Origin of the sequence: Nitrobacter sp. NHB1 (assembly GCF_036964665.1) — a bacterium.
Taxonomy (GTDB): domain Bacteria; phylum Pseudomonadota; class Alphaproteobacteria; order Rhizobiales; family Xanthobacteraceae; genus Nitrobacter.
In genome coordinates this window covers 2,900,450-2,921,887 of record NZ_JBAMDA010000001.1, presented here as the reverse complement: position 1 = coordinate 2,921,887, position 21,438 = coordinate 2,900,450, and the positions used below count along the sequence as shown (strand labels likewise).

General features: G+C 59.8%; 18 protein-coding genes. 4 read left to right on the top strand and 14 right to left on the bottom strand.

The window, feature by feature from the left end:
* Nucleotides 1-147: 147 nt before the first annotated feature.
* From V4R08_RS13630 to V4R08_RS13595, 8 genes are all read right to left on the bottom strand, one after another.
* Nucleotides 148-1,221 carry a tellurite resistance/C4-dicarboxylate transporter family protein gene (locus V4R08_RS13630; protein ID WP_335579845.1) on the bottom strand — a complete coding sequence of 358 codons (1,074 nt, stop codon included), beginning with the start codon at nucleotides 1,219-1,221 and terminating at the stop codon, nucleotides 148-150.
* Between the two features lie 116 nt (nucleotides 1,222-1,337).
* Entirely contained in the window at nucleotides 1,338-2,591 is a 1,254-nt protein-coding gene (locus V4R08_RS13625; RefSeq protein WP_335579844.1) for an MFS transporter, read from the bottom strand.
* A 260-nt stretch (nucleotides 2,592-2,851) separates the two neighbouring features.
* Nucleotides 2,852-3,529 carry a respiratory nitrate reductase subunit gamma gene (gene narI, locus V4R08_RS13620; protein WP_335579843.1) on the bottom strand — a complete coding sequence of 226 codons (678 nt, stop codon included), beginning with the start codon at nucleotides 3,527-3,529 and terminating at the stop codon, nucleotides 2,852-2,854.
* 34 nt (nucleotides 3,530-3,563) lie between these two features.
* Nucleotides 3,564-4,601: a nitrate reductase molybdenum cofactor assembly chaperone gene (locus V4R08_RS13615; RefSeq protein ID WP_335579842.1), complete on the bottom strand. Its 1,038-nt coding sequence runs from the start codon at nucleotides 4,599-4,601 to the stop codon at nucleotides 3,564-3,566.
* Nucleotides 4,602-4,751: 150 nt separating this feature from the next.
* Nucleotides 4,752-6,293, bottom strand: a complete 1,542-nt coding sequence (gene narH / locus V4R08_RS13610; protein ID WP_335579841.1) for a nitrate reductase subunit beta — start codon at nucleotides 6,291-6,293, stop codon at nucleotides 4,752-4,754.
* Between the two features lie 65 nt (nucleotides 6,294-6,358).
* Nucleotides 6,359-7,036, bottom strand: coding sequence for an FKBP-type peptidyl-prolyl cis-trans isomerase (locus tag V4R08_RS13605; RefSeq protein ID WP_335579840.1), 678 nt, complete (start codon nucleotides 7,034-7,036; stop codon nucleotides 6,359-6,361).
* Nucleotides 7,030-10,674: a nitrate reductase subunit alpha gene (locus tag V4R08_RS13600; protein WP_335579839.1), complete on the bottom strand. Its 3,645-nt coding sequence runs from the start codon at nucleotides 10,672-10,674 to the stop codon at nucleotides 7,030-7,032. Before V4R08_RS13600 ends, V4R08_RS13605 begins: the two co-directional genes overlap by 7 nt.
* On the bottom strand, nucleotides 10,674-11,654 hold the full coding sequence (locus V4R08_RS13595) for a c-type cytochrome (RefSeq protein ID WP_335579838.1): 981 nt from the start codon (nucleotides 11,652-11,654) through the stop codon (nucleotides 10,674-10,676). Before V4R08_RS13595 ends, V4R08_RS13600 begins: the two co-directional genes overlap by 1 nt.
* A gap of 623 nt (nucleotides 11,655-12,277) precedes the next feature.
* Between V4R08_RS13595 and V4R08_RS13590 the strand changes: the two genes are divergently transcribed.
* From V4R08_RS13590 to cyoD, 4 genes are all read left to right on the top strand, one after another.
* Nucleotides 12,278-13,024 carry a hypothetical protein gene (locus tag V4R08_RS13590; protein ID WP_335579837.1) on the top strand — a complete coding sequence of 249 codons (747 nt, stop codon included), beginning with the start codon at nucleotides 12,278-12,280 and terminating at the stop codon, nucleotides 13,022-13,024.
* 813 nt (nucleotides 13,025-13,837) lie between these two features.
* Complete coding sequence (locus tag V4R08_RS13585; protein WP_335579836.1) at nucleotides 13,838-15,817, top strand: cbb3-type cytochrome c oxidase subunit I; 1,980 nt, start codon at nucleotides 13,838-13,840, stop codon at nucleotides 15,815-15,817.
* Nucleotides 15,814-16,431 (top strand): cytochrome (ubi)quinol oxidase subunit III, encoded by a 618-nt coding sequence (locus V4R08_RS13580; RefSeq protein WP_335579835.1) that lies wholly within the window; start codon nucleotides 15,814-15,816, stop codon nucleotides 16,429-16,431. Before V4R08_RS13585 ends, V4R08_RS13580 begins: the two co-directional genes overlap by 4 nt.
* 37 nt (nucleotides 16,432-16,468) lie before the next feature.
* Entirely contained in the window at nucleotides 16,469-16,774 is a 306-nt protein-coding gene (cyoD, locus tag V4R08_RS13575) for a cytochrome o ubiquinol oxidase subunit IV (protein ID WP_335579834.1), read from the top strand.
* Between the two features lie 571 nt (nucleotides 16,775-17,345).
* On the opposite strand, the gene V4R08_RS13570 is transcribed toward cyoD, so the two are convergent.
* The 6 genes from V4R08_RS13570 to V4R08_RS13545 form a co-directional block, all read right to left on the bottom strand.
* Nucleotides 17,346-18,095 carry an SURF1 family protein gene (locus V4R08_RS13570; RefSeq protein ID WP_335579833.1) on the bottom strand — a complete coding sequence of 250 codons (750 nt, stop codon included), beginning with the start codon at nucleotides 18,093-18,095 and terminating at the stop codon, nucleotides 17,346-17,348.
* Entirely contained in the window at nucleotides 18,092-18,484 is a 393-nt protein-coding gene (locus V4R08_RS13565; RefSeq protein WP_335579832.1) for a DUF983 domain-containing protein, read from the bottom strand. Before V4R08_RS13565 ends, V4R08_RS13570 begins: the two co-directional genes overlap by 4 nt.
* Before the next feature lie 72 nt (nucleotides 18,485-18,556).
* A complete protein-coding gene (locus V4R08_RS13560) occupies nucleotides 18,557-19,411 on the bottom strand; it encodes a cytochrome c oxidase subunit 3 (protein ID WP_335579327.1) in 855 nt (284 codons plus the stop codon).
* Nucleotides 19,412-19,513: 102 nt separating this feature from the next.
* Nucleotides 19,514-20,179, bottom strand: coding sequence for a cytochrome c oxidase assembly protein (locus tag V4R08_RS13555; RefSeq protein WP_335579328.1), 666 nt, complete (start codon nucleotides 20,177-20,179; stop codon nucleotides 19,514-19,516).
* 5 nt (nucleotides 20,180-20,184) lie between these two features.
* The gene (locus V4R08_RS13550; RefSeq protein ID WP_335579329.1) at nucleotides 20,185-20,349 is read right to left on the bottom strand and encodes a cytochrome c oxidase system small membrane protein; all 165 of its coding nucleotides are present in this window, start codon (nucleotides 20,347-20,349) and stop codon (nucleotides 20,185-20,187) included.
* Between the two features lie 17 nt (nucleotides 20,350-20,366).
* Nucleotides 20,367-21,305 carry a heme o synthase gene (locus V4R08_RS13545; protein ID WP_335579330.1) on the bottom strand — a complete coding sequence of 313 codons (939 nt, stop codon included), beginning with the start codon at nucleotides 21,303-21,305 and terminating at the stop codon, nucleotides 20,367-20,369.
* Nucleotides 21,306-21,438: the final 133 nt, after the last annotated feature.

Sequence of the window (21,438 nt, the reverse complement as noted above, 5' to 3'; positions counted from 1 at the left end):
ACGAGAACGCCTTCATGCATCTTCCGGATCGAAATATTTCCGTCCAAGCGGCAACTGCGTCGTAAATTCCAGGTTCAGGGCATCCAAGCCGTTGGCGTCGGATTCCGAAACTGGCCTTTGGCCGGAAGCCGCATGAAAGCATCGTCATTAGCGGGGATTGAGCGCGGAGATCAGATTACCGCCGAGCTTCTTGACAAGACCGATGAAGGCGGCCGTCCACGCCAACAGCGCAACGTAAACGAACACGTCCGCGATCGGGCGCAGGAATTCCAGTCTCATGGCGCCGGCCATTTCGTAGGTACAGACCGTATACATACCCAACGGAAAGACAGCGCTCCAATACGCCGGATCGTATCGGAGCGGGAATCTCCGATGGAAATGCCGCCAAAAGACCAAGATGATAAGCAGCGGGATCCACCAGGTTCCGGCGGCCCAAAAGAAGATCGTGAATCCCTTCAGAAAGGGAAGCAACTCTTCGAGGAACCACGCATCCGCGGCATTCTCAATCAAGACCGAGCCGGCGAGCGTCGAAATGGCCATCGCCCCCATGTTGATCCAGTATGAGGGCACGAAATCGGCCGGCGAAAACTTAAAAAACATGTAGCGATAGAAAATCAGTGAGATGATCGAGATGTACATCATGCCGCCCCACAGCAACATCGACAGGGCGAGGAAATTGACATCCAGACGGAGAGGCTGACTGATATGGCGCGCGAGGAGCGCGCTGAGGAGCGAGATTGCTTGGGTCGAGACAACCGCGAGCAACCAAGCTCCGGTGATCCCCTGATCGATCGTGGGCTTGGATTCCATGATCGTCAGGTTAGCGAAAATCGTATAAGTCAGGGTGATCCAGAGGAAAATGCCAAAAATCCAGAGTCCCATGGCAACGTCCACGGCGCCAGCGAGTACCAGCTGATTTGCCATTACGCCGGTAGCGGCCACTGCGGAGAGGAATCCTGGCGCCGATCGATGGTCCGTCAAATCGGCAATCAGTGCCCGACGGTAGCGCACGAGTCGCCACGACGTGAGAACCCAGAGCACCACAAACTGGGTCGCGTTCAGCCACAGGAGAGCAACGGCGATCCAATGGAATCCAGCTTTCTCCGAGGCGATGGAGACGATCCCGGTGGCCATGACCAACGCGAAATAAGCCGGTGAAAGGCGGCGGGCACCGCGCATGCGAAGCCGAAAGCGACGTTTCGATTTGTCGAACGGCTGCACTAGATTTTATTGACCTTGAGCTTAAGCACCGCTGCGGCGCTACCACCCCGTCGCCGGGGCGGTAGCGATGCTTGAATAGACCGACATCAAATTCGAGGCAATCCTAATGGACGGCTTCAATGTGCGGGAGCGACTGCAATCGTTCCGTGGAGCGGTTTCGCATCCCTGAAGCCGACTCGCGAGAACGAGACGTAGAACGCAGCGATGTTCATCAGTGCCCAGACGACGAAACCCAAAGTGTAGCTGCCCAGAAGAAAGTTGCTGGCGGCCAGAATCGCAGTCATCGTGAAGCCGCAGGCCGCGCCGGCGGCTTTCGCCAAGCCGCTGACTGCGCCGACGTGCTCGAAGTAGATCGGGATGAGCTTGATGACCGCCGCCGCGGCGGCGCCGGACAGCAACGCAAGCCCATAGAACGCGAATAACTCGGCGCTCAATGATATCTGCAAGGCCATCAGCACGGCCAGAACGGACATAACACCGAACATCCAGCTCAGAATTGACAGAACATCGTACCGATCAGCGAGCCAGCCACCAAGTGGCCGGGTAATGGCAATGCAGACCACAAGCAGCGGGGTATAAAACGCGACCGCGCTGGTCGCGTCCACATGCCAATAGTCGACCAGATAAGTCGGCATCATCGACGCGAAGAAAACCAGGGTGCCAAAAGCCACCCAGTAAAGACCAGGCACCAGCCAGACGATCACGCCCGAGCGGTATACCGCGAAGATCTCACGCATCGACGTGTTTTTGAGCTTTCGATTCGGCGGATCGGACGTAAAAAACATGTAGATCGCCGCCATTAACAGCGTAGGAATGGCGAAGATCGGGAATATGATACGCCATCCCTCAGGATCGTTCGCGTCCACGACGCTGGTAATTATGAACGTGACCGCCACCATCCCGATGGTAATCCCGATGTTGCCCAGAGCGAAGAGGCCCAGGGCCATCCCCTGCCTCGATTTGGGATACCAGCACGAGACGTGAGCGTTACCGACCACGAACGTCGCGCCTCCCAGTCCGAGCATCGAACCCAGAAACAGGAATGAGTAATAGCCCTCGGCAAAGGTTCCGCAAATCAGAACCACGGAAAGGCAAACCAGCAAAATCGTAAAAACTGTTCGGCCGCCGTACTTATCAGTCCAGATCCCAAGCGGGATGCTGATGGCTGCCGCGAAAAGCGGTTCCATCGCTGCCAATACCAGCACCTGGGTGCTCGTGAAATGGTACCACTCAATCAGAAACGGGGCGAGCGCCGAAAACATTCCCCAAATCGCAAAACCGAGCGAAAACGCCATGGTCGATATAAACAAAACCCTGCTGTTGCCCTGCGGCTCGTCAGTCGCATTAACCCCGACAACTGGATGTTCCACCGGTAGCTCCTACAAGAAATGTATCTAGCTGGTTAGCGCTGCGTGCTTCATAAAGACTATCTAGATAAAGACAATCTAGATACTGGCTGAGTCTTAAGCTATCGGCTCAACGCTTCGGTTGCCCTAACGGTTTAGCCGAGCCTCACTCCTTCCTTCTATTTGGTGCCGGCGCACAATACTCGCCGGCGAGTAAAACTCGCCGGCGAGGCTCATGATATACTTCCGTTATTTTATCAGATCTGGATCACGTCACAAAGCGTTTAGTGAGCAGACCTCACGGTGTTTCTAATCTGAAGCTGATATGGGCGCCACAGGTACCAGAACGGGAACATGATCAGATGCACCAACCGAGAGAATGGGAACAGCGCGATCACCACAAACCCGGTCAACATGTGTGCCTTGACAGCAAGCGGCAGCGCCGAAACGTAATGGGTCTGGGGATTTAGCGACACGAGCGAGATAAGCCACGGTACGGCCGTGTCGATATACCAGTCAGCACCCCAGCGATATGCCAACGAAACGTAGAATCCTAGCGCCACCTGCACGAGCAGCGCAAGTAACAACACGCCATCCATTGGGCTGGTGACAGCTAAGATACGTTCCGTTGTAAAACGGCGTACAATCAGCACGCACAACCCGATCAGTGCAGACAGGCCGAAAGTAAAACCTATCAACTCGATCGTATATAAGGCTGTCGATGTAGCCGTGAGGCTCGCCCACATGCCGGGCACAAGAAACCCTATTAGATGAGCCAAAAGAACAACAACAATGCCATAATGCCATGGCACCGAGCCCCAGAACAATCGACGGTTCTCGAGGAGCTGTGAGGACAGCGTAGAATAGGAGAAGCGATTATTGCGGTAACGGTAGACACCTCCAACCACCGCCACCCCAATCGCCAAGTATGGCACGACCGAAAATAGGAACACGTCATACATCTAAGTTGCCTCCGTCATACATAGGATGTGCCTCTCACGCCCGCCAATCCAGCAGGTCGTCTGCGGCGACCTCCGCAAGTGGCTTGAAAACCTTGAAGTGTTGTCGCCCGGCCTGCGTCCAGAACACGACATGCGTTTCGACCGGCGGGCAACCGGGGTCGGAACAGGGAAGTTCCGACACCATAATGGTTTCGTCCTCGTCGAGGTTGAAACGCTCACGCGTCCAACCAAGAACACGCTCCTGCTCGACCGTGCGGTCGGCGAGCTTCTTCGTCATACCTTCATGTAGCAACAGACGAAGCGCATCAAGCACCTGATGGTACGGATGTGTACGTTTTTCCGCCTCTTCGAGATCGTAATCCTCGCTCATCGCTAACAGGAATCCGCCTTCTAGCACGTCACCCTGGCTTTGACCCTTGAGCTGTTGACGATCGTCGCCCTGACTCTGTCCCTCAAGCACCTTTCGTGCTTCACGTGCTTCGCGCTGCTGTTCTTTTTGCTGCTTGCGCAGCTCTCTATCGTCCAGCTTGGCTCGCTCTATACCGGTGTCGCCATCAATGTCAGCGTGGCCGTGCTGGTGCCCCTCGGTTTCCGGCTTCGTTGTCATGCGCTCAAGCGCGGGCAACAGCCCCTTGTTCAGGAGCGCATCAATCTCGTCGCCATCACTCTGCGCAGCAAAACGCAGCATGATCGACAGCCGGTCCGGAATTTCAGAAGCATCGGATTCAAATCCAGCTGCTCGGTAGCTTTTCTTGAGCTCGACCAAAAAAACGCTACGTTTGTAGTTCTCACCGAACAGCTGATAGCCGACGTACGGATGACATATCGAATTCAGGTCAAAAAAGCCGCTATAAACCTCCTGCAACTTTCCAACCGTAGTCTCTCCGGCAAAACTCCGGAAGCTCTCCAGCAAGGCAGCCGCCTGCGGTTGAACACCGCGAACCAATGCGCCACACTCGGAAGCCTTACGTTCCAAACCCAGCTCGGGATAATCGAGAAGATCAGCAAACAACTCCAAAACCTTGGAGCGGTTCGAATACAAAACCTCTGCGCGATGCGAAAAGCGACTCATGGTCTTCTACGTCTTCTACAAGAGACTCTTCTACAGAGACTGACGCGACAACAAACACCGACTACACCTTCGCGAGCCGGCGACTGCACAAAACCCGGTTGGGCATCCGAAGCCCAACCGCTGTCTTGCGTCCGCATCGTGGCAAGAGGCCTATGGCCCTCTCGCCGGGTCGGTGTGGAAGCCGACGCCGACCTCGCCTTTACGAATCGGGTAGTTGTGCGACACCGGATCGAGCTGCGGGAACAGCGCATCGACCGCTGTCTCACGCTCCATCGGCGGAACCACGAAGCGTTCCTCGAAGGTCGGCATGGAGGTAAGCCGCCAGATCGCCTCGACCTCGGCCGCGGTGGTCTTGCCTTCGGCCAGAGCCCGCTGCACCTCTTCCTCCGGGATATCCTTGACCTTCTTCGAGCGCATATAGACGCGCACCGCGACCAGTTTCTTGTAGACGTCGCGAATGATGTCCTCATTACCGCCCGACAACAAGCTCGCCATATAGCGCAGCGGTATACGCGATCTTTCGAGCGAACTCATCAACGGGCCCAACCGCGATTCCGAGGCGATGTTGTCGTAGACGCCGTTTTCCACCTTGGCGAGCACCGGCCCCAGCGGCGGCACGTAGAACAGCATCGGCAGCGTGCGGAACTCCGGATGCAGCGGCAGCGCAATGCCCCACTTCTTGACGAACTGGAAGACCGGCGACTTCTGCGCCGCCTCGATCTTCGCATCGGGGATACCGTTGGCCCTGGCGGCCGCGATGATCTCCGGGTCAAACGGATCCTTGATGATGTTACGCTGCGCCATCACCAACTGATCCTGCGGCGACTTGGCGGTTTCCTCGATCGCATCGGCATCGTAGAGCACGAGGCCGATATACCGGATGCGTCCCACGCACGAGTGGAAGCAGGCCGGAGGCTGGCCGCTCTCAAGGCGCGGATAGCACAGGATGCATTTCTCGGCCTTGCCGGTCGACCAGTTGAAGTAGGTCTTCTTGTACGGGCAGCCGGAGACGCACATGCGCCAGGCGCGGCAGCGCTCCTGGCTGACCAGCACGATGCCATCCTCGCCGCGCTTGTAGAGCGCTCCCTGCGGGCAAGCCGCCACGCAGCCCGGGTTGAGGCAATGGTTGCAGATGCGCGGCAGGTAGAAAAAGACCGTGCTGTTGATCTCGTTGATCTGGCGCATTTCCTCGTCGGAGGCGCCATCGAAGTTCGGATCGTTGTTGGCGTAGACCTGCGAGCCGCCGAGGTCGTCGTCCCAGTTCGGTCCCGCCTCAATCGTGTCCATGTACTTGCCGGTCACCATCGAGATGGCGCGCGCGGTGGGCTGCTCGTCGGCCAAAGGCGCGTTGATCAGGTTCTGATAGTCGTAGGTCCAGGGCTCGAAATAGTCGTCGAGCGTCGGCAGATAGGGGTTGTAGAAGATGTTGCTCAGCGTTCCCCACTTGCCCTGCAGCCGCAGCCGCAGGCTCTTCTGCCTGGTTCCGTCGACCACCCAGCCGCCGCGATACTTGGTCTGGTCTTCCCAACGTGTCGGGTATCCCGTACCCGGCTTGGTCTCCACGTTGTTCCAGTACATGTACTCGGTGCCCTTGCGATCGGTCCAGATGTTCTTGCACGCGATGCTGCAGGTGTGGCAACCGATGCACTTATCCAGGTGAAAGACCATCGAAACTTGAGCTCGGATGTCCATGTGTAGTACTCCTTCGTTCCTATGGCTTCGTTCTTATGGCTTCATTTTCGATTATCGCTGAGAGCTTATGCGTTGCCGTCGACAGCGCCAGGCTCAGGCGGTTCCAGTGATTCATCACTCGCTCGCTTGCGCCGCGAATCGACCGTCGCTTGCGCGGCAGCCAGAGCAAGTCCATCACCCATGCTGGCCATCGCCGGATCGACATGTCCCGCCGGGGTTGGAGTGTCGCGCACCGCCACGATGCTACCCTCAAACTCGAGCGTCATGCCAGCGAGCGGATGATTGGTATCGACCACCACGTACCCGTTATCCTCATCGACCTCGGTGACAATCACGTTCTCAACTCGACGTTCGTCGTCGCTATGCGCGAGGAAACACATTCCCGGCTCGATCTGATCAACACCGCCAAACGTTTCAGCTGGCACGCGCTGCTGCAACGCCTTGTCTCGTTCTCCGTAAGCCTCCTCGGGAGGCAAAGTCACCTCGAAGCGCTCGCCCGCAACCCTACCCTCGAGCGCTCGCTCGAGGGCGGGCAGCAGCCGCCCACTACCCTGCTGATATTCCAACGGCTCGTCGCCCCACACAGCAGACCGAATGTGGCGGATCGTACCGTTGGTACGCAGCGTGTAGTTAATGGTCACGTATTTCCCGACGCTAACCCGCTCAGGCGCACCGAAATGCGCCGGAGCCGGTTCATGATCATGCTCGTGATCATGATCATGCGTCGCGAGATCACCTACCATTCCAGCTTCTCCATCTTGCGCACGACGACGTGGGTGTCACGCGTTAAGATACCAGTCGGACCCCAGTAGTTCCAGCCGTATGTGAACTGGGCATATCCACCGGCCAAAAACAGCGGGTTGATACGAGTACGCGTCAGACTGTTGTGTCCGCCACCACGCCACTTACGCTCCTGCGACTTCGGAATGTACACCGTACGCTCGACCGCGTGGTAGTACATGCAGGTGCCAGGCTGAATTCGGCGGCTCACGTTGGCGCGGGTGACGACCACACCGTTGTCGTTGTAGACCTCGACCCAGTCGTTATCCTCAATGCCTACCTTCTCTGCGTCTCTGTCATTGATCCACACCGGATCCATACCGCGAGACAGCATCAACATGCGGTGGTTATCTTTGTAGGTCGAGTGAATGTTCCACTTTCCGTGCGGCGTGATGTAGTTCAGCACCAGAGAGCGGTCATCGACCCGGCTTTTCACGATATCGCCGGTCTTGCGCGGATTGAGCCGCGGCTTGTAGGTCGGAATATGCTCGCCGAAGTCGAGGTACCACTGGTGGTCGAGGTACAGCGACTGCCGGCCGGTGAGCGTACGCCAAGGCACCAGGCGCTCAACGTTCATGCACCAGGCGGAGTAGGCACGCCCGTCGTTCACCATGCCCGTCCAGCAGGGGCTGGTAATGATCCGTCTCGGTTGACGCGTAAGGTCATAGAACGTCGCCGCAACGTTTCGGTTAGGCTCCGCAAGATCGACGAGCGGGAGGCCGACGTGATGCTCTTCGTGATGGAAGGCCTGATAGCAAGCCTCGCCGTTCGCCTCCGGAGCACACAACAACACCACATTACAGGCATCCAGCACGTCTTCGAGACTCGGGTAACGCTTGCCACCCCACTCGACGCACCGCATATGCCTTGGATCAGGCATCGGCATGACGGGATTGTCGAGCATCTGGTCGTACTGCTTCTTGATCGGGATATTCACCCCGACCGCAGAAACGCCATCCTCCCGCGCCTTCGGTCCGAACGAGATGAACTTGTTGTACAAGTTCGCGTAGTCACGCTCGACCACCCGCACGTGCGGGAACGACTTGCCCGGCACCGCCTTGCACTCACCCAAGGTCCAGTCGAGAATCTCCGGCTGTGCCAACTCGTCGGGCGTGTCGTGCATGAGCGGTTGAAGGACCACATCGCGCACAGGCTTGGAGAACGCCAGCGGAGCCAACTCACTGACCTTCTTGGCGATCAGCTTGAAGATCTCCCAGTCCGTCTTGGACTCCCACACCGGCGGAACCGCCTGTCCCAGCACGTGCAGGAACGAATGCAGATCTGTCGTGTTGAGGTCGTTCTTCTCGTACCAGAACGCCGTCGGCAATACGATGTCGGAGTAGAGCGACGTCGTATTCATGCGGAAGTTAAGGTCGATAACCAGGTCGTACTTCCCGCGCGGCGCCGTCTCGTGATATTTTACTAACTGCGCCTTGCCTTTGGCTCGATCCTCAGCGATCGCGTTATCGTGCGCCCCAAGGTAGTGGCGCAGGAAGAACTCATGCCCCTTGGCGCTCGACTGCATCGCGTTGCCGCGCCAGATGAACCATATCCGCGGCCAGTTCTCCGGAGCATCGGGATCCTCGATCGCCATCTGAATCTTCTTAGTAACGACCTGATCGAGAACGTGAGCGGCAATGTCCTCAGTGCTCTTCGCGCCAGCACGCTCGGCTTCAGCCACGACGTCGAGCGGATTGCGGTTGAAGTGCGGCGTAAACGGCATCCAGCCGTTATGCACCGCTTTCGCCTCGAGGTCGATCGAATGACCCTTGGCCCATTTCGGATTTGGTGCCGTCAGGCCGTACTCGGTAAACTCCTGCTCGTAGCGCCACTGACAGCTATGGGCGTAATGCCAGGTCGACGACTGCACGAGCCGTGCCGGCTTGGACCAGTCGAGAGCCAGCGCAACCGTGGCCCATGGCGCAACGGGTGCAAGCTTTTCCTGACCCACATAGTGGTTGATACCACCGCCATTGACGCCGCAACAACCGCACAGGATCAAGGCGACCGTAGCCGACCGGTAACAGAGGTTGTTGTAGTACCAGTGATTGGCGCTGGCGCCCACGATCACCATGGATTTGCCGTTGGTGAGTTCTGCGTTGGTCGCAAACTCACGCGCAAACCTTATGGCTGTCTCGCGGCCGATACCGGTGTGACGCTCCTGCCATGCCGGCGTATAGGGCGCATCTTCGTCGTCATAGCTTGTCGCAAACGCGCCTTCCAGGCCCCGGCTGTGGCCGAACTGGGACATCATGATATCGAAGCCGGTCGCGCACAGAATCTCGCCCTTATCCGTAGCGACACGCCGCACCGGCACGCCGCGCGAGACGACGCGACCGTTCGCGAAATCGTCGAACCCGACCTGCACCACGTCATCGGATCGATCGATAAAGCTCAGCACCGGATCGAGCGGACTATTGTCCAGGGTGTCCTCGCCGGACAGGTTCCATTTACCGTGTACAGAACCCCAGCGATCACCGACCTGACCCTTCGGCGCCCGCAGCTCACCGCTGTTGGCGTCAAGCAACAGCATCTTCCAGTCGCCGTTCTCGACATCCTTGTAGCGAGGAACGCGGTTGGAACGCAGCAAGCGACCCATCTTGTACGTGTTCCCGTTGGGCTCCAGCTCCACCAGGAACGGAAGGTCGGTGTAACGCTTGATGTAGTCGACGAAATACGGAACCTGACGATCGATGTAGTATTCCTTGAGGATGACGTGGTTCGCCGCCATCCACAACGCCGTGTCCTGTCCCGCCTGGATCGGAATCCACTCGTCGCAGTATTTGGCGATCTGGCTGAAGTCCGGCGCAAGAACCACAAACTTGGTTCCCTCGGTGCGCGCCTCCGCGATGAAATGCACGTCAGGGGTACGGGTCATGTTCATGTTCGACGCCATCGAAACGATGAACTTGCTGTTGTACCAGTCCGCGCTTTCGCACACGTCGGTCTGATCGCCCCAGATTTCCGGGAACGAGGTCGGCAGATCGGCGTACCAGTCGTAGAAGCTCATGAGCGCGCCGCCCATAAGCGACAGGAAGCGCGTACCGGCCGCAAACGACAGCATCGACATCGCCGGAATAGGCGAGAAGCCCATGATCCGGTCCGGCCCGTGCTTGCGCGCGGTGTGCAAGTTGGCCGCAGCGATCAACTCGACCAACTCTTCCCACTTGGCGCGGCGGAAGCCGCCCTTGCCGCGCGCTTTCTGAATGCGCTGCCGCTTTTGCTCGTCTCCGATCAGCGCGCCCCAGGCCTGCACCGGATCCGGATACGAGGCCTTTGCTTCCTTCCACATGTCGAACAGCGGGCCGCGGACGTATGGATACTTCACCCTGATCGGGCTGTAGACATACCACGACGCGGAGATGCCACGCTGGCAGCCTCGCGGTTCATAGGGAGGCAGACTGCGCTCAAGGAGCGGGTAGTCGGTCTGCTGCATCTCCCAGGTGATGATTCCGTCTTTTACGTAAATCGCCCAAGAACAGCCGCCGGTGCAGTTGACGCCATGCGTGCTGCGGAAAACGTTATCGTGGGACCAGCGGTTGCGGTAGAACTCTTCCCACTTACGCTCCCGGGGATTAACTAGGTCAAGTATCCAGCTCATTAGTGTCTCCTCGGTGCGTTCGTCCGGCCGCCGCGGGGCCTATTACCGTCAGTTCCCTTAAACCTGGCAATCCAGCCGTCAGGATACGTACCCGTAAACCAACCGCCGTTGTATGGGCCGGAGCTTCGTCCGGTCGTAGGCGAAGCCATCATCGGACGCCGTACCCCATACTTTAATCGGTTCCGCCATCTGAAGCCTGCGAGTAGGAACAGGATCAGAGCACCCAGCCCGGTCAGGCCCAGCAACTGCCATACCGCCGAAGCCGTGCGCACAGCCAACCCTTCTTGAGCAAGGAAAGCGACAACGTCGGCGCGCTCCTGCGGGGTCGGCGGCTGCTTCGTCCACACCGCTTTCATGGTCGGCGTGGGCAAGCCCGCGAGCCAGCCGGAAAGTCCGTTTATTCCACCCAAGCGCTTTGCCACTTCGGTCAAATCGGGGCCCAGATGTCCGCCGCCGAAAGCCCCAAGGCCGCCGGTGCTGTGACAGGCCATGCACGGCGGACCACCATTCGCGAAGCGGTCATTGCCCGTGAACAGATCCTTGCCTTTCTCGGCGTCACCCTTGAGAGCGGGCGCCGCAGGGGCCGATGCCGCCCCACTCGCAGCCGAGCCCAGATATGCAAGGATTGAGTCGACATCCGTGGAGCTAAGCCCCAGGTTCGGCATCTCCATGCCGTTATATTTCTTGACCAACTCGAGCGCGACCGGATCTTTCTTAGCGATCACTGCGTCGGGCGCGGTAATCCACGCATGCAGCCACTCGTGCGAGCGCTCTTTCGTGACGCCCTTCAGGTCGGGACCAACAAGATCCCCACCACCGACGGTATGACATGCATTGCATGTCTTTTCATCGAATAATTTTTTTCCTGCCGCTGCATCGGCCGCGTTAGCCACGGTCGGCAACGCTGCCCATATGGCTGTAGTCGTAACTAGCGCAACAAGAGGCAATATTTGCCGTGACGCTAGGGGCTTTTTGCTCATGATCCCTCGTCCTCAGATCCATATGATCGGGCGGGCGTTAAGTTTATGTTAGACAAACAGACGTTTCCCGCTCGTGACCCGCCGTTCTCAGATCCACATGATCGGCGACGGTAGGTTTATGCTAGACTAGAATCGTTAGAAAGCGCAAGGGCGTTGATCCCACAAATGTGTATTTTTTTCCCGCTCGATTAAGCACCGCTATCGTGCGATCAGCGAAAGAGCCATCGCCGCGATCGATGCCCGGCAAACCCGTATATTTTCGGCCTGCGCGAGCATTGATAACCTAGTGTGCAAGGCTCAGATTGCGCTTCCTGCTCATCGACTTATCACGTATTTACTCGCAGATCGAGGACGACGGCGCGCCACAGCCACGGTGAACCAAGTATCCGCAACAGACGCGCCGATTGATGGAGCGGCCGGAGACCATTCCGAAGAAGTTTGCCATCGGCCACGTCGCGGCAATGAGACGCAGAACACAACCGCAGCGCAAATCCAGTTCCGTCGATCGCGGTGGACACGCGGGCCATTCGAAATGGCCGACAATCCATCAATTACATTGAAGCCCGGCGCGGAATACTGAATCATGCGCCGGAATTCCCCTCCCCACCGCCTAGGAGACCATCATGGCTAAGTCGCACTTGCCCGCGTTCCTGCAGGACCATCCGGGTCTTGGCAGTCTTGGCAACGTGGAAGTGCCGCGACTGAAACTGCTTCAGGCCTCGTCGCCCGAGCTTGCACAATCCGAGGACGCCAGGCAGGGCGAGTTTTGGCACAGCCTGCTTGGTAAAAGCATCGGACCGAGCATTCGCATCTGCCCGGTTTTTATCAACTGGTGCTTCATTCTGTGGCGCCCGCGGGAGGCGGGCGGCGGAATTCTTGCTCGCGCCGACGACGGCAAGCATTGGGCGCCCGCCGATACCGAATTTACGGCCAAGCTCAAGAGCGGCGACGAAGTGACGTGGCGGACCGGTCGCACGGTGGCGGCATCGGGTCTCAATAAACGGGGCAGCTATAATCCGAACGACCCCAATTCGCCGCCTGCCGCCACGCGGATGTATTCGATCGTATGCTCATTTCCGGATCACCAAAATTGGCCACCTGCGGTGCTGACTTTGCAGCGGACGTCCGTCAAGGCGGCAACCAAGCTGATCGATCAATTGAGGGTCCTGCGCGCCCCGTCTTTTGGCGTGATTTTGGAAATGGCCTCGGTCAAGGACGAGTCGCCATCCGGCGAATTTAACAACTACGCCTTTGAGCTGTACGGACCAGTAGAAGACAAACCGTTCTACGAGGAAAACTCCAGACAATATCGCTTTTTCATCGAGCACGGCCTCAAGGTGAAAGACCTGGAGGGCGCGCAAGACGACTAGAACCATTCCGGTTTTGATGGAATCAAAGCCGGGCTCCAGCTTTTTGTTTGACGCGTTTTTCAGACGCTAACCGCTGCTTATGTCCTCGGGTCAAGCCCGAGGACATGCTTCGCTTGAAAACGCTATAGCTAGAGCCTTTCCGCTTCTGATGGAATCAGAAGCGAGGCTCTACGATTTTGATTTGACGCGTTTTCTTCACGCGAACCGGTATCCACTTCGCTTGAAAACGCTATAGCTATTTCCCGGTGAAGTGGACACCGGTTCACCGCAAGGAAATGCGACCGCTCGATAGCTTGGAGCGCCCGTTTCGATTCCATCAGAACGGTAAGCGCTCTAACGGGAAGAGCGTGCAATTCGTGATGAATTTAGCGACCGGAATGGCTCGGTGATCGCCCTTTCGCTCGACCCGCTTCGAATATAAACCCTTCGCGGTCGATGGCGAACGCGAATTGATGGCGGTCTGCGAATCCAATTCGGCTCCTCTTTGAGCCCGCGTCGTCTTTCGACAGGGGCCGCGACAACAGCAGCCGAGCCTGTTCCGTTTCATTGACGATTGCGACGAGCCGCGAACCAGCGGGTGACCCGTCGCGGCCGGACTCTGCAGTTCAGCATCCCGCGAAGACAATATCGATTGCGTAAAATCAATAAATATTTCAATAACATAGACATACGTTGCGCCGCCCTGCGCAACCGCCCGCGATTTCAATTGACCTCGTGGTCCTACTCGGTACTCTCGAAATGCTGGAGAACGCATCGTCCGATTCCGATTCATAGATCGCGACAGCATCCCTCCCTGTCCGAAGATAAATTGATATGCTCGGTAAGCTGACGATTGACGCCCTGCCGTTTTATAGCGGCATCGCCATGGCAGGTGCGCTGGCTGTCGTGTGCGGCGCACTAGGCGTGGTCGCGCTCATCACGTGGCTCGGTCGATGGCGCTATCTGTGGATCGAATGGCTGACGAGCCTCGACCACAAGAAAATCGGCATCATGTACGTGACGCTGGCGCTCATCATGTTGGTGCGCGGCGTCATCGACGCCCTGATGATACGGACACAGCAGGCGTTCGCATTCGAACCGCACGGCTATCTGCCGCCGGAGCATTTCGATCAGATCTTCACGTCCCACGCCACCATTATGATGTTCTTCGTGGCGATGCCGTTCGTGCTTGGGCTGTTCAACATCGTCGTTCCGCAGCAGATCGGCGCGCGCCGGGTGGCGTTTCCGTTTATGAACGCGGCGAGCCTGTGGCTGACCGCGTCCGGTGCCGCCCTGGTGATGATCTCGCTGGTCGTCGGCAAGTTCTCCGCCGCCTATTGGACCGCTTACCCGCCCCAATCGGGAGTGCAGCTCAGTCCGGGCGTCGGCGTCGACTATTGGATCTGGGCAATCCTGCTCAGCAGCGTCGGCGCGATGCTGAGCGGATTCAATTTTCTTGTCACCATCGTCAAGCGTCGCGCACCCGGCATGCGGCTGATGATGATGCCGCTGTTCACATGGACGGCCCTATGCACCGGCATATTGATAATATTCGCCTATCCGGCCTTGATCGTTGCCGCCGCACTGCTTGGTCTCGACCGCCATCTCGGCATGCACTTCTTCACCGGCGGTGAAGGCGGCAACGTCATGAACTATGTCAGCCTGTTCTGGATCTGGGGCCATCCCCACGTCTACATCCTGATTTTGCCGGCGTTTGGCATCTATTCCGAAGTCGTGGCAACTTTCTCGGGCAGGCGATTGTTCGGCTATACCTCGCTCGTCTACTCCACCGTGGCCATCACCGCGCTCTCGTTCGTGGTCTGGCTGCACCATTTCTTCACCATAGGTTCCGGCGCCGACGTGAACGCCTTCTTTGGCAGCGCCGCCCCGCTCATCGCCGTGCCGACAATCGTGACGATCGTCGTCTGGTTGCTCACGATGTATCGCGGCCGTGTGCAATTCTCGGTGCCGATGCTGTTTACGCTCGGGTTCATCGTAACGTTCCTCGTAGGCGGCATGACCGGCTTTTTATTCGCGGTCGCACCGGCTGATATGCACAACACCACTTTCCGGGTGGCGCATTTTCACAACCTTCTGATCCCCGGCGCGCTGTTCGGCTATTTCGCCGGCTACCAGTATTGGTTTCCCAAGGCGTTCGGCTTTCGTCTCGAGGAAAAATGGGGCCGTCGGGCCTTCTGGTGCTGGATCGTCGGCTTCTGTATGGCCTTCATGCCGCTGTATATTCTCGGCCTCATGGGCATGCCGGAGCGCCTCAATCACACCGATGTCGCCGACTGGCAGCCGTATCTCATCGTCGCGCAATTCGGCGTCCTCTTCATCACATGCGGCATCGCCTTTCTCGCCATCCAGATCGCCGTCAGCATCCGCGACCGCGCGGCGCTTGCAGCCTCGAGCAGCGATCCGTGGAACGGCAGGACGCTCGAATGGGCGACCGCCTCACCGCCGGCGGCCTACAATTTCGCCGTCGTGCCTCACGTGCACGGCATCGATCCATGGTGGGCCATGAAGCAGGCGGGAACGGCGGATCGCCGACCCGGCCGCTTTCACGACATCATCATGCCCGACGATAGCCGTGCCGCAATCGTGCTCGGTGCGATGTCGTTCGTGTTCGCCTTTGCAATGATCTGGCAAATCTGGTGGCTGGCCGCCATTGGCGGGCTAGGCATGTTTGCCGTGGCGCTGTCGCAGACGTTCCATGATCATGCCGGGCATCGCATCCCGGCGAGCGAAGTCGAAACAATCGAAAGCCGGCGCGCCATATCCCCCGCACTCGCACTTGAGGCGCCGACGTGACCGACGCCGTCATCACCGCCGATCACGGCGATGAAACCGAAGCCGAAGCAGCCCAACGCGCCATCGAGGAGAAGACCTACGGCTTCTGGCTCTGCTTAATGAGCGACGCGATCATCTTCGCGCTGCTGTTCGCAATCTTTGTGGCGATGGCGCATAGCACCGCTGACGGGCCTGCCGGACACACGTTATTCCGGCTCCCGCGCATCTTTGCCGAGGCCATGCTGCTGCTGACGAGCAGCATGACCTTCGGCTTCGCCAGCGTTGCGATCGCAGCCGGACAACGCCGGCGCGCGGTGGTCTGGCTGGGCGTGACGTTCCTGCTCGGACTCGGCTTCGTCGCCATGGAGGTTTCGGAATTCTATAGCATGACCGCCGCCGACGCCGGCCCGTGGCGGAGTGGTTATCTCTCGGCCTTCTTCACGCTGGTCGGCACCCACGGCGCTCACGTCAGCGTCGGTCTGGTCTGGATCGCTCTGTTGGGATGTGAGGTCGCATTGCGCGGGCCAACCCCGTTCGTCGCCTCGCGCCTCTACCGGCTGGGCCTGTTCTGGCATTTCCTCGTTATCGTCTGGATCAACATCTTCTCCCTCGTTTACCTGCCGGGGCTTCTCTAGCATGGCGACCGCGCCGCGATCGTCGGAAAGACCGAGCTTGCCACGCCGCGAGGATGTCACGATCAAGTCGTACCTGGTCGGTTTCGTTCTGGCACTGGCGCTGACCGCGATTCCATTCGGCCTCGTCGCCGCTCGCACGCTGCCGCCGATACAGACTTTTGTCCTCATCGGCGTCGCTGCGATTGCACAGGTCGTCGTCCACTTGCGGTACTTCCTGCACCTCGACTTGAAACCGTCATCGCAGAATAAGCTGGTCGCGCTCTGCTTCGCCGCCGTCGTGCTCCTTATTGTGGTCGGAGGCACGCTATGGATCATGTTCAATCGCTATTACCTCGTGACGTAAGCGGCGGAGATGCGACCACGCCATCTCGAGGGACCGCATGACCGACGGCGAATCTTGACCGTCCCGCGCGCCATGACCGGATCTGCGACCCGGACCAACCGAACGAGCTGATCAACGACCGAACTTTCAAGCCTCTGTCGAGCCCGTTTTGGTGCCAGCACTGGAACCGGCGACATAAGTATTATCGACACGCACAGTTGTTATGACTATCGGTCAAGCGTCTTTCCGCGGGAGCCGTTCGGGACGACAGCGCTTCGCTCCATGTCCCGGCCATCCACTCCCTGGTCCGGTTCACATGTCAAAACGCCTGCCCGGCAAGATCCGGACATCACAAACGAGCCACGTCCCGCTTCCGGTTACGAGACACCCGGGATGCGAGATTGTTGCGGCGGAGGTTTGCGCTTGTCCTTTCGCGCTTCCCTTTGCGGGGAAGCAGCATTTCGGACGGGCCGTTTCGCTCAGGACGTCTGGCGATCGGGGAATGGATCCAGGGCATACGGCCCCGGATCCTGACCGAAATTCGCGGCACGGTGACCATCATATAAGCCGCCCGTCGGGGAGAATTTGCCAGCTACGTGGAGCGTCGCTGGCTGCGCCACCACACGCCAAAGGCGACCAGCAGGGCGGCGGCGAGGCCGAACCAGGTGATGGCGTATTGCATGTGATCATCCTTCAGATGCACCTCGAGCGGCCCGGGCTTCGGAACCCCGCTCGCAGGCACTGGCGTCTCGAGATCGATGTAGAAGGGTGCAACCTTTTCCCAGCCGAGAGCCTGCACCATCTCGCCAATATCGCGGGAAAACCACAGCCGCTTGGCGCGAGTCGGTGACGCCGACAGCAGACCGGCTTTCTCCGGAAACCGAAGATAGCCGGTCATCGTGACAGGCTGGCCGGTCACCAGCGGCCTCACGGCGCGATCCTGCTGGCCGCGGTCCTGCATGGTGTTTTGCACGAAGCCCGCATTGACAACAACCGTGCTGCCGTTCGGCAGTTGAGCAGGAAGAAATGCCCAAGTGCCAAGTCCGACATCGGGGCGCACCGCCGAGCCGGAACTGTAGACCATTGCGTCGGGCAGCGACTCGTAGGTCGCCGAAAAGCTCACGCGGCGAAACTCGTCCTTGGTCGGCGACAATGCCGCCCAGTCTGCCGGCTGGGGCAATGCGCCGGGCGTAGCAGCCAGCCGCTCGGTGAGCGCCGCGATCAGCGCGTGCTTCTCGACCCGGCGCTGCAGCTGCCACACGCCGAGGCCGATGAACAGAGCCATCACGGCCAGTGTGAAGAGACCGAGGCCGACCCCGTGGCGATTGGCGACCTGGGTCATAGGGCGTCGCGCCGGATGGATCGGCCTTCGGCGGCCTTGTGGTGGAATTGCAGGCTGATCAGGAGCGATTTCATGGCGCGCAACGGTGCCAGGGTGACGGCAAGGATCAGGGGGATCCACAGCACGGCGTGAACCCAGTACGGCGGCTGATACTTGACCTCGACGATCAGGGCGCAGCCGACGACGATGAAGCCGCCGATCAGGATGATGAACACCGCGGGTCCGTCGCCGGAATCGATGAAGGTGTAATCCAGTTCGCAGCGCTCGCAGGACGGCCGCAGCGTCAGGAACCCGGCAAACAGCTTGCCCTTGCCGCAGCGCGGGCATTTGCAGGCGATCCCGCGCAGGATGGCTTGAGACAAGGTCGCCCGGGCGTAAAAATTGGACATCGGTGTTTCCCGGAAGAGAAAAAGGGCGGCCGCGCGGCCGCCCTTTTCATGATTGAGTTGCTTGCGTCCCGATCAGTGCGCGGCGTGCGCCATGGCCGAGGCGCCGTTGCCCCAGACATAGATGCAGATGAACAGGAACAGCCACACCACGTCGACGAAATGCCAGTACCAGGCGGCGAATTCGAAGCCGAGGTGCTGCGTCGGCGAGAAGTGTCCGGCATTGGCGCGGAACAGGCAGACGATCAGGAAGATGGTGCCGACCAGCACATGGAAGCCGTGGAAACCGGTGGCCATGAAGAAGGTGGCGCCATAGACGTTGCCGGCGAAGTGGAAGGCCGCTTCAGAGTATTCGTGGGCCTGCACGGCGGTGAAGGTGGCGCCGAGCGCGATGGTCAGGATCAACCCCCACTTCAGTCCCTTGCGGTCGCCGTTGAGCAGGGCGTTATGCGCCCAGGTCACGGTGGTGCCCGAGGTCAGCAGGAGCAGGGTGTTGAGCAGCGGCAGGTGCCAGGGGTCGAAGACCTCGATGCCCTTGGGCGGCCAGACGCCGCCGAACAGCGCGTCGCGGGTGGCGTGCACGGGATCGCCCGGGAACAGCGCGGAATTGAAGAAGGCCCAGAACCAGGCAACGAAGAACATCACCTCGGAGGTGATGAACAGGATCATGCCGTAGCGATGGCTGATCTGCACCACGCGGGTGTGGTCGCCCTTGTGCTCGGCCTCGCGGATCACTTCCGCCCACCAGTTCGCCATGGTGTAGAGCACGCCGACCACGCCGATGCCGAAAATGATCGGCGCTGCCGCGGTCAGGTGATGCATCCACAGGATGGCGCCGACGGCCATGACGAAGGCCGCGGTCGCGCCTATGATCGGCCACGGACTCGGGTCGACAAGGTGGTAATCGTGCTTGACTTGCGCCGTAGCCATTGCGGTCTCTCTCCGTCTGCGTTAGCGGTGCCGGCTGAATTGGCACCTAATCCATCCCAAAAACAAAACGCGTCAGCAACCAAACGCGTCAGCCGTCGAAGGTCAGATGCTTCCCCCTGGCCGGTCCGGTTCGCTCGCCGCCACCGGCTTCGGCGCGGCATCCCTCACCGGGAAGAACGTGTAGGACAGGGTGATGGTCCTGACGCCGTCGTTCTCGCTGTCGGCGGCGAAGGCCGGGTCGACATAGAAGACGACGGCCATCTCCCGCTTCTCACCGGCCGCCAGGGTCTGCTCGGTGAAACAGAAGCAGTTGATCTTGGTGAAATACGATCCGACCGTCAGCGGCGTGACGTTATAGGCCGCCTGCCCCGCCGTGGCGGTCCCCGCCTGGTTGGTGACGGTGTAGTATACGGTGGTGACCTCGCCGATCCGGACCTTGATTTCGGTCTGTTCCGGCTCGAACTTCCACGGCAGCCCGCCGGAGACGTTGGAGTCGAAGCGCACGGCCACCGTGCGCGCCAGCGGCGCCGCACTCGGCGCGACTTTTGCGACCTGCGTGGTTCCGTTGAAGCCGGTGGCGCGGCAGAACCAGTTGTAGAACGGCACCGCCGCATAGGCGGCGCCGACCATGAGCGCGACCAGCAGGCCGCAGGTCGCGCCGATCTTCACGTCGCGGCTCACGCGCGGCGCAGCCTTCGGCGCGGCGGGAGCCGCCGGTGCGACTGAGGCCGTGGCGGGTTGCTGCGGGTGCTGTGGCGCGTCGGTCATCTCAATCACATCGGACGGACGACAACGCCCGGCCCCTTGACGAATGTGACCGCGAAGAACAGCACGACCAGGATTCCGAGCGCGACGGCGATCGCGATCGAGCGCTCGCGCCGGCGCTTTTTCTGCGCCTCGGTGAGCACGATTTCGTCCGGCTTCGGCTTGTTGTCCATCGCTCCATGCGTCCCCACTACCAGATCAACGGCGCGACGGCCTTCGCAACCACATCGAGCAGCAGAACGGCAAACAGCGCGAACAGATAGAGGATCGAAAATGCGAACAGGCGCCGCGTCGCGCGCAGCGCCACGCTACCGGTGCGATGGCGGTAGACATTGATGGCGAGCACCAGCATGCCGAAGCCGAGAACCAGCGAGGTGACGCCATAAACCCAGTCGAAATAGCCGAGCGGCCAGGGCGCGGCGGCGATCGCCACCAGCACGATGGTATAGAGCAGGATCTGCAGCCGCGTCGCATCGGGCCCGGCGACCACCGGCAGCATCGGCACGCCGGCGCGCGCATAATCGTCAGAGCGGAACAGCGCCAGCGCCCAGAAATGCGGCGGCGTCCAGAAGAAGATGATCAAAAACAGCAGCAGCGGCTCGACCGACAGCGACCCTGTCGCCGCCGCCCACGCCACCACCGGCGGCAGCGCGCCGGCGGCGCCGCCGATCACGATGTTCTGCGCGGTCCGGCGCTTCAGCCCCATGGTGTAGATCACCACGTAGAAGAAGATCGTAAAGGCGAGCAACCCCCCGGCGTACCAGTTAACCAGAGCGCCGAGCGTCATCACCGAGAAAAACGACAGCGTGAGGCCGAACCCCATCGCCTCGCCGCGGGTGATGCGGCCGCGCGGGATCGGCCGGTTGGCCGTGCGCGACATCAGCACGTCGATATCGCCTTCGAGCGCCATGTTCAGCGCGCCGGAGGCGCCGGCGCCGACCGCGATGCACAGGATCGCGGTGAAGCCCAGCACCGGGTGAACATGACCCGGCGCAATCATCAGTCCGACCAGCGCGGTGAAGATCACGAGCGACATCACCCGTGGCTTCAGCAGCGCGAAGTAATCGGCGACGCTCGCCTCCGATATCCGGGGCGGCAGCTCAATGGCGTTTCGATCGACTACCGGCAAGACACAACTCACTTTGTTGGCGCCCGGCGCGGCGGGCGCGTCGCGCACAGTTCGCTTGTTGGGTACGCGGCGCGCACGGTTCGCTTTGTCGGGTGCGCGTCGCGTAAGTTGCCTTGTTGGGTGCGCGGCGCGC

Bases quoted from the DNA above. Each gene is read 5' to 3' on its own strand.
- narI (WP_335579843.1), bottom strand. From the start codon at position 3,529: ATGTATGACGTGTTCCTATTTTCGGTCGTGCCATACTTGGCGATTGGG.
- V4R08_RS13615 (WP_335579842.1), bottom strand. From the start codon at position 4,601: ATGAGTCGCTTTTCGCATCGCGCAGAGGTTTTGTATTCGAACCGCTCC.
- narH (WP_335579841.1), bottom strand. From the start codon at position 6,293: ATGGACATCCGAGCTCAAGTTTCGATGGTCTTTCACCTGGATAAGTGC.
- V4R08_RS13605 (WP_335579840.1), bottom strand. From the start codon at position 7,036: ATGGTAGGTGATCTCGCGACGCATGATCATGATCACGAGCATGATCAT.
- V4R08_RS13600 (WP_335579839.1), bottom strand. From the start codon at position 10,674: ATGAGCTGGATACTTGACCTAGTTAATCCCCGGGAGCGTAAGTGGGAA.
- V4R08_RS13595 (WP_335579838.1), bottom strand. From the start codon at position 11,654: ATGAGCAAAAAGCCCCTAGCGTCACGGCAAATATTGCCTCTTGTTGCG.
- V4R08_RS13590 (WP_335579837.1), top strand. From the start codon at position 12,278: ATGGCTAAGTCGCACTTGCCCGCGTTCCTGCAGGACCATCCGGGTCTT.
- V4R08_RS13585 (WP_335579836.1), top strand. From the start codon at position 13,838: ATGCTCGGTAAGCTGACGATTGACGCCCTGCCGTTTTATAGCGGCATC.
- V4R08_RS13570 (WP_335579833.1), bottom strand. From the start codon at position 18,095: ATGACCCAGGTCGCCAATCGCCACGGGGTCGGCCTCGGTCTCTTCACA.
- V4R08_RS13565 (WP_335579832.1), bottom strand. From the start codon at position 18,484: ATGTCCAATTTTTACGCCCGGGCGACCTTGTCTCAAGCCATCCTGCGC.
- V4R08_RS13560 (WP_335579327.1), bottom strand. From the start codon at position 19,411: ATGGCTACGGCGCAAGTCAAGCACGATTACCACCTTGTCGACCCGAGT.
- V4R08_RS13555 (WP_335579328.1), bottom strand. From the start codon at position 20,179: ATGACCGACGCGCCACAGCACCCGCAGCAACCCGCCACGGCCTCAGTC.
- V4R08_RS13550 (WP_335579329.1), bottom strand. From the start codon at position 20,349: ATGGACAACAAGCCGAAGCCGGACGAAATCGTGCTCACCGAGGCGCAG.